Here is a 7,571-nt window from a genome sequence, read left to right as displayed (position 1 = left end):
GGGGGGTGTTGTCGCCGCGCGGCCCCGCGGCGGGGGTGAGGTTGTGCGGCTCCGCCGCGTGGGCGACCAGCCACGACGGCGCCGCGGTCGGCCGACGACGCATCGCGACACTTCCAGCGGAGCGCTCAGGCCCTGTCCGGCGGATCTTCGCGGGCCCGCGACGCCTGGCACGGCGCCCCCAGCTACCGCTGGGAGGTGCCCCCGGCTGCGTTGTCGCGATCGTCCGAGTACAACCCGGTACGAGGACGACCCTCCGCCTTGCGAACCACCGCACCAGACGCCGCGGGCCGATCCGCGAAGATCCACCGGACAGGGCCTAGTCCCTCGCGAGCCCCAACCGCGCCCACAGCCGCGTACGGTCGTCGGCGGCCACCGACGCCGCCCCGTCCGTCACCGTCTCGTAGACGGCGAGGATGTCCGCCCCCACCGTCGACCAGTCGAAGCGCCGTACGTGCCGGCTGCCCCGCTCCCGCAGCTCGACCAGCCGCTTCTCGTCGCCCAGCAGCCGCACCGCGGCCGCCGCCAGGGCGTCGGCGTCCTCGTTGGCGAACAGCTCACCCGCCGCTCCCCCGTCCAGCACCTGGGCGAACGCGTCCAGATCGCTGGCGAGGACCGCGGCGCCCGCCGACATGGCCTCGACGAGGATGATGCCGAAGCTCTCGCCGCCCGTATTGGGCGCGATATAGACATCGACGCTGCGCAGCAGCCGCGCCTTGTCCTCGTCGCTGACCATCCCCAGGAACTCCACGCGCTCCCGCAGCGGCGCGGGCAGATCGGCCACGGCCTCCTTCTCGTCACCGCGCCCGGCGATCAGCAGCCGCGCCCCGGGGCGGGCCTCGAAGATCTTCGGCAGGGCGCGCATCAGCACCGGCAGCCCCTTACGGGGCTCATCGATCCGGCCCATGAAGCCGATCGTCTCCCCCTGCCACTCCTCCTTCGGCTCTGCGTCGGCGAAGAAGTCCACATCGACGCCGTTGGGGATGACCACCGCGTCCCCGCCCAGGTGCTCCACCAGCGTCCGGCGCGCGTACTCGCTCACCGCGATCCGCGCGCTGATCTTCTCCAGCGCCGGCTGGAGGATCGGATACGCGGCGATCATGGCCCGGGAGCGCGGATTGGAGGTGTGGAACGTCGCGACGATCGGCCCCTGGGCCGCCCAGCAGGCCAGCAGCCCCAGCGAGGGCGAGGTGGGCTCGTGGATGTGGATGACGTCGAAGGCGCCGTCGTGCAGCCAGCGGCGCACCCGCGCGGCCGACAGGAACCCGAAGTTCAGCCGGGCCACCGAGCCGTTGTACGGCACCGGCACCGCGCGCCCGGCGGAGACCACGTACGGCGGCAGCGGCGTCTCGTCGTCCGCCGGGGCCAGCACGGAGACCTGGTGGCCGCGCCGGATCAGATGGTCGGCCAGATCGCGGATGTGGAACTGGACGCCGCCTGGGACATCCCAGGAGTACGGGCAGACGATCCCGATCCTCAAGGCTTCTCCGTTTCAGGGCGTCCAGGGCTTCCGGGGCCCTCGGGACTTCCAGCGCTTCCGGGACCGCGGTCCAGGTCCGCGAGCCACAGCCGCTGCAGCATGTGCCAGTCCTCCGGGTGCTCGGAGATCCCCGAGGCGAAGGCGTCGGCAATCTCCTGGGTCATGACGGCGGTCCGCTCCTCGCGGTTCCCGTCCCCGGGCGCCTCGACCGGCGGATGCACCCGGCCCCGCATCACCGGCGACTCGTCGTACCAGAGGGTCACCGGCAGCAGCAGGGCGCCGGTCTGCAGGGCGAGCGCGGCGGGCCCGGCCGGCATCTTCGCCCGCTCGCCGAAGAACGACACCTCCACGCCCGAGGCGGACAGATCGCGGTCGGCGACCAGGCACACCAGACCGCCCGCGCGCAGCCGCCGCGCCAGCGTCCCGAAGGCGCTCCCGCCCTGGTGCGGCAGGACCTCCATGCCCAGCCCCTCGCGGTAGGCCACGAACCGGTCGTACAGCGACTCCGGCTTCAGCCGCTCCGCGACCGTGGTGAAGGGCACCCCCAGATGGGTGGTCACCCAGGCCCCGGCGAGGTCGTAGTTGCCCATGTGCGGCAGCGCCAGGATCACGCCCCGGTCCTCGGCGAGACCGTCCACCAGATAGTGCACGTCCTTGACGTCGAAGCCGCCCCGTATCCGCTCCGGGCTCCACGCCGGAAGCCGGAAGGACTCCATCCAGTAGCGCAGATACGAGCGCATGCCCGCCCGCGACAGCTCGGCCAGCCGCCGGGGCGAGGCGTCCGGCACCACGCGCGCCAGGTTGGCCTCCAGGCGCAGCACGCCCTTGCCGCGCCGCTTCCACGTCTGGTCGGCGATGCGCTGCCCCAGCGCCACGGCGACCGGCTCCGGGAGCTTCTTGACCACGCTCCAGCCGAGTCCGTACAGCGCGTCGGTCAGCCTCTCCTTCACCGCGCCTCGCCCCCCTGGGGCACCGTCCGCTCCCCGGCGTCCGCCTCGGCGGCCTCCCGGCGCACCGTCACCACCCGCTGGACGAGGGTCACCGCGCTGCCGACGGCCACGATCCACAGCGCGATCGGGAGCAGGATCTCGATATGCGGCACGCCGAACTTGTGCAGCCCCGAGAAGCCGCACGCCACCAGCGAGATCACCAAGCGCTCGGCACGCTCCACCAGTCCGTTGACGTTCACCGGCAGGCCGATGCTCTCGCCGCGGGCCTTGGTGTACGAGACCACCTGGCCGCTGGCGAGGCAGAAAATCGTCACCGCACACAGCACATTGTCGTCCCCGCGGCCCGCGTACCACAACGTCAGACCACCGAAGATCGCGCCGTCGGCCACCCGGTCCAGCGTGGAGTCGAGGAACGCCCCCCAGCGGCTGGAGCGCCCCAGTTGCCGCGCCATATTGCCGTCGACCAGGTCGGAGAAGACGAACAGCGTGATGACGACGGTGCCCCAGAAGAACTCCCCCCGGGGATAGAAGACCAGTGCGCCCGCACACACGCCGGCGGTGCCGGTGAGGGTCACCGCGTCGGGGCTGACCCCGAGACGGATCAGCAGAGCGGCGAACGGTGTGAGAACACGCGTGAAGAATGCACGCGCGTACTTGTTCAGCATGGCCTTCCCGGGGGGTCGAAACGGGCCGGGTGGTCAAGAGGCCACCGGCGCGCCCATCGTAGCCAGGCCCCGGAGGGGCACCGTGCACCTGTCGGACGGCTCCGCGACCCCGCGCGTGGTACGGCCGCATGTGTGACGTATGGACGCACCGTTACAGGGGTGGAAAGCTCGAAGTATCGCAAGGTGTCGACCGGGAGGCGAGACACATGGGCGAGAAGATGAGTACACACCCAGGGGCCGCCGGAAGGGCAGCGGCGGCCGACCGGCCCAGCTCCCTGCGGAATGTGGTTCTGGTCGGCCACAGTGGGACGGGAAAGACGACGCTGGTGGAGGCCCTCGCACTGGCGACGGGCGCGGTCAACCGGGCAGGCAGGGTCGAGGACGGCGGCTGTCTCTCGGACTACGACGATATCGAGCACCGGCAGCAGCGTTCGATCCAGCTGTCGCTGGTCCCCGTCGAATGGGGCGGGATGAAAATCAATCTCCTGGACACCCCGGGCTATGCCGATTTCGTCGGGGAACTCAGGGCCGGTCTGCGAGCGGCGGACGCGGCCCTTTTCGTTGTCTCGGCCGCCCAGGACGCCCTGGGCATCACCGGGGCCACCCGCATGATCTGGGACGAGTGCGCCGCGGTCGGAATGCCGCGGGCCATCGTGATCACCCACCTCGAAGCGGCCCGCGCCAGCTTCGAGGAGATGACCGAGCTGTGCCGGGACAGCTTCGGCGGCGACGACCCCGACGCCGTGCTGCCGCTGTACCTGCCGCTGCGCGGCGAACCGGAGCCGGACGGGCACGCCCCGGTGACCGGGCTCATCGGGCTGCTCACCCAGCGGGTCTTCGACTACTCCTCGGGGGTGCGCACCGAATCACCGCCCCGGGAGGACCAGCTGCCGCTGGTCGAGGAGGCCCGCGGCCGGCTCATCGAGGGGATCATCGCCGAGAGCGAGGACGAGACCCTCATGGACCGCTATCTCGGCGGTGCGGAGATCGATGTCAAGACGCTGATCGAGGACCTGGAGAAGGCCGTCGCACGCGGCAGCTTCCACCCCGTGCTGGCGGCGGCGCCCGCCACCGCGGGGTCCAAGCAGGGCCTGGGCACCGTCGAACTGCTGGACCTGGTGACCGGCGGCTTCCCGTCCCCGCTGGAGCGCGAGACGCCCGACGTCACCACCCCGCAGGGCGCCGCACGCCCGCCGCTGAGCTGCGACCCGGACGGTCCGCTGGCCGCCGAGGTGGTCAAGACCTCCTCCGATCCGTATGTCGGCCGGATCTCCCTGGTGCGGGTCTTCTCCGGCACCCTCCGCCCCGACGAGACCGTCCATGTGTCCGGACACGGTCTGGAGGACCGCGGCCATGAGGACCACGACGTGGACGAGCGGGTCGGCGCCCTGTCCGCGCCCTTCGGCAAACAGCAGCGCACCCTCCCGCAGGCCATCGCGGGCGATCTGGCGTGCGTGGCCAAGCTGACCCGCGCCGAGACCGGGGACACCCTCTCGTCCAAGGACCAGCCGCTCCTGATGGAGCCCTGGCAGATGCCCGACCCGCTGCTGCCGGTGGCCATCCAGGCGCACAGCAAACCGGACGAGGACAAGCTGTCGCTGGGCCTGTCCCGGCTGGTCGCCGAGGACCCGACGATGCGTCTGGAGCAGAACCCGGACACCCATCAGGTGGTGCTGTGGTGTCTGGGCGAGGCGCATATGGACGTCGCGCTGGAGCGGCTGCGCAGCCGGTACGGCGTCCAGGTGGACGCGGTACCGTACAAGGTCCCGCTGCGCGAGACCTTCGGGGCGAAGTCGGCCGGGCGCGGCCGCCATGTCAAGCAGTCCGGAGGGCACGGCCAGTACGCGATCTGCGAGATCGAGGTGGAGCCGCTGCCGGAGGGTTCGGGCATCGAGTTCGTGGACAAGGTCGTGGGCGGCGCGGTGCCCCGGCAGTTCATCCCGTCCGTCGAGAAGGGCGTGCGCGGCCAGGCCGCGCGCGGCGTCGCCGCCGGGTATCCCCTGGTCGATGTGCGGGTCACGCTGCTGGACGGCAAGGCGCACTCGGTGGACTCCTCCGACGCCGCCTTCCAGACGGCGGGAGCGCTCGCGCTGCGCGAGGCGGCCGCCGACGCCCGGATCGACCTGCTGGAACCGGTGGTGGAGGTGGGCGTGCTGGTCTCGGACGACTATGTCGGCGCCGTCATGAGCGATCTGTCCGGCCGGCGCGGCCGGGTCGTCGGCACCGAACAGTCCGGCGGCGGACAGACCTTGATCAAGGCGGATGTGCCTGAGATCGAGATCGGTCGGTACGCGGTCGATCTGCGATCGCTTTCGCATGGCACGGGGCGGTTCAGCCGCTCCTACGCCCGGCATGAGCCGATGCCCCACCAGCTGGCCGAGCGGATGCGCGAACAAGTCGCCGCGGAGGCGTAGTTCACCATACGTCCGTGGGGTAGTCCACGCCCCGTCCGTGGGGTAGTCCACGGCCATGTCACGGCCCGTCCGTGGCGTAAGTCACGGCCCGCCCGTCCCAACCGCGCCGGGGCGGGCGGGCCTCCGCCGTGGGCCGTCCACCGGCGGTTCCGCGGGCGGTCTTCTCCACGAGGGTTTTCCACAGGCCGCACACGCCCTGGCGACAGGCGGTGCACACCCCGGATACGCTGAGGTCGCAGCGCAAGAGCGTGCCGTATTGGGGGCGTTGGTGACGGACGGATTCGACTTCAGTCCCGGGGCGCAGGTTCCCCTGTCGGGAGCGGCGGGACAGACAGCGGCGACGCAGGCACTCGCGTCGGCCGCCTACCGCGACGATCCCGTGGCAAAGTTGCTCGACGCCAATTCGGAGTGGACGGTCTCGGAGGTCAAGAAGCCGAGGATCTCGCTCTTCGAGCCGAATCTGGGCGAGGCGTTCGCGCGCGCCGTCCAGACCAGAATGCTCGGCGGCGGCCGGGGCCAGGTGATCCAGTCCTTCGGCATAGAGCCCCAGACGGTGGTCGAGCACTGTCTGGCCGCCAACCGCATCCGCAAGACCCGTGACGCCCGGCTCACCGCCGTCATGGTGATCTTCGGGCTGCTGTTCCTGCCCGGAGTGCTGCTCTGGCTCGGCGCCTTCCAGCTGCGCCGCTCGGTGGCCGGGGCCCAGGACAAGCGAATGGGCGCGCTCGGCACGGCGCTGCTGGTGGCGCTCGGCGTGATGGTCGTCATCTTCCTGATCAAGCTGCCCTTCGGGGGCTTCTGGGGGATCTATCTCCGGGGCGTCGTGGTCGCCCCGATCATCGGCTGGTACATCGCCAAGCAGATCTGCGAGCGCACCGCCAAGGACCTCCGGGATTCCTGGGGCGGGCTGCTCTCCGGCGGCGGCGTCGGCGCCAAGGTGCCCGAGACGGTGCCCAACCACCCGGGCCAGACCGCCGCCGAGGAGCTCCGCAAGGCGCTCCACAAGCTCACCGCCGAGCAGCACAGCAATGTGGTCTTCTACGCCGGTCCCAAGGGCATATTGGGCATGGGCACCCGCTGGGGCAGCTGGCAGCTGGCCGAGGACCTGGTCTCGGCCGATCCCGACAAGGAGATCGACCCCTTCCGCAGCTGGGACGTCATACGGGCGATCCATGACCAGCTGCGCATGCTGGAGCGCACCCCGCTGCACACCGGCGGCTTCCCCACCCCCTCCGTGCGCCACTGGGTCGTCTCGCCGATCGGCGAGGGGGCCAAGGCGGTCGAGCGCGGCGGCACCTCCGAGGAGGAGGGCTTCCAGATAAAGGGCGTCGAACTGCAGCGGATCTGCGACACGCAGCAGTTCGGCGCCGGTGACCGGCACTATCTGGGTGTGCAGTTCGTGCTCTGGGACGGCCAGTTGGTGATCACCCTGATGATCACGGTGACCCTGCTGCACAAGACGCTGCGGATCGAGGTCACCGGGCATGCGCTGGGGCCGATACATCCGCTGTTCCACAACAAGCCGTCGGCGCCCAGCAAGACGGTCGCCAAGACCTTCCGGTTCTGGGAGACCAAGTCCATCCCGCTGCCGCTGGTGAACACGAAGGAGGTCGTGCGGCTGACCGCGCGCGCCCCCTTCACCTGGTACCCGCCGATACTCGACCACCTCGGGGGCAAGCTGGTCCTGCCCGAGCCGTTCGGTCTGCGGCACGCCTGGGCGGACAAGCCCTGGCGCCACCGCTTCATGGCGGACGACGCGCTGCGCGCCGCCACCCCCGTGCTGCGGGTGGTCCATGAGGCGGCCATCGGGGTGCTCAAGCACCACGGCGTGGACACCGAGCGCTTCGGCAACCGCTCGCTGGCCCTCAGCGGTCAGGTCCAGGACGTGGCCCCGAAGAAGGCCGATCTGTACGACGCGTAAGGGCACGACGCGTAAGGCAGACGCAAAGGGGTCGGGCCCGGGGGCCCCCCCCCCGGGCGCGCCCCGCCTGCGCCCCCCCGAGCCCCCCCCCGGCCGCGCGCGCGGCGCGGCCCCCGCGCGCGGGGGGGCGCGCGGTCGCGCGGG

5 protein-coding genes are annotated in these 7,571 nt (G+C 71.3%); 2 read left to right on the top strand and 3 right to left on the bottom strand.

The genetic code is table 11. The features are described from left to right. Positions 1-316: 316 nt before the first annotated feature. The 3 genes from ACFXB5_RS08890 to pgsA are packed head-to-tail and all read right to left on the bottom strand — an operon-like array spanning position 317 to position 3,092. A complete protein-coding gene (locus tag ACFXB5_RS08890) occupies positions 317-1,477 on the bottom strand; it encodes a glycosyltransferase family 4 protein (protein ID WP_385204249.1) in 1,161 nt (386 codons plus the stop codon). Then, positions 1,474-2,427 carry a phosphatidylinositol mannoside acyltransferase gene (locus ACFXB5_RS08885; RefSeq protein ID WP_385204246.1) on the bottom strand — a complete coding sequence of 318 codons (954 nt, stop codon included), beginning with the start codon at positions 2,425-2,427 and terminating at the stop codon, positions 1,474-1,476. The genes ACFXB5_RS08890 and ACFXB5_RS08885 overlap by 4 nt, the downstream gene beginning before the upstream one ends. Further along, positions 2,424-3,092, bottom strand: a complete 669-nt coding sequence (pgsA, locus tag ACFXB5_RS08880; protein WP_344595181.1) for a phosphatidylinositol phosphate synthase — start codon at positions 3,090-3,092, stop codon at positions 2,424-2,426. Before pgsA ends, ACFXB5_RS08885 begins: the two co-directional genes overlap by 4 nt. 206 nt (positions 3,093-3,298) lie before the next feature. Between pgsA and ACFXB5_RS08875 the strand changes: the two genes are divergently transcribed. Further along, on the top strand, positions 3,299-5,506 hold the full coding sequence (locus ACFXB5_RS08875) for an elongation factor G-like protein EF-G2 (RefSeq protein WP_385204244.1): 2,208 nt from the start codon (positions 3,299-3,301) through the stop codon (positions 5,504-5,506). A gap of 268 nt (positions 5,507-5,774) precedes the next feature. Next, on the top strand, positions 5,775-7,427 hold the full coding sequence (locus ACFXB5_RS08870) for a hypothetical protein (RefSeq protein ID WP_385204241.1): 1,653 nt from the start codon (positions 5,775-5,777) through the stop codon (positions 7,425-7,427). Positions 7,428-7,571: the final 144 nt, after the last annotated feature.

Origin of the sequence: Streptomyces sp. NPDC059455, from assembly GCF_042750115.1 — a bacterium.
GTDB lineage: Bacteria > Actinomycetota > Actinomycetes > Streptomycetales > Streptomycetaceae > Streptomyces > Streptomyces endocoffeicus.
Note: the sequence above shows the minus strand (reverse complement) of the source record. Positions and strands in the feature narration are given on the sequence as shown.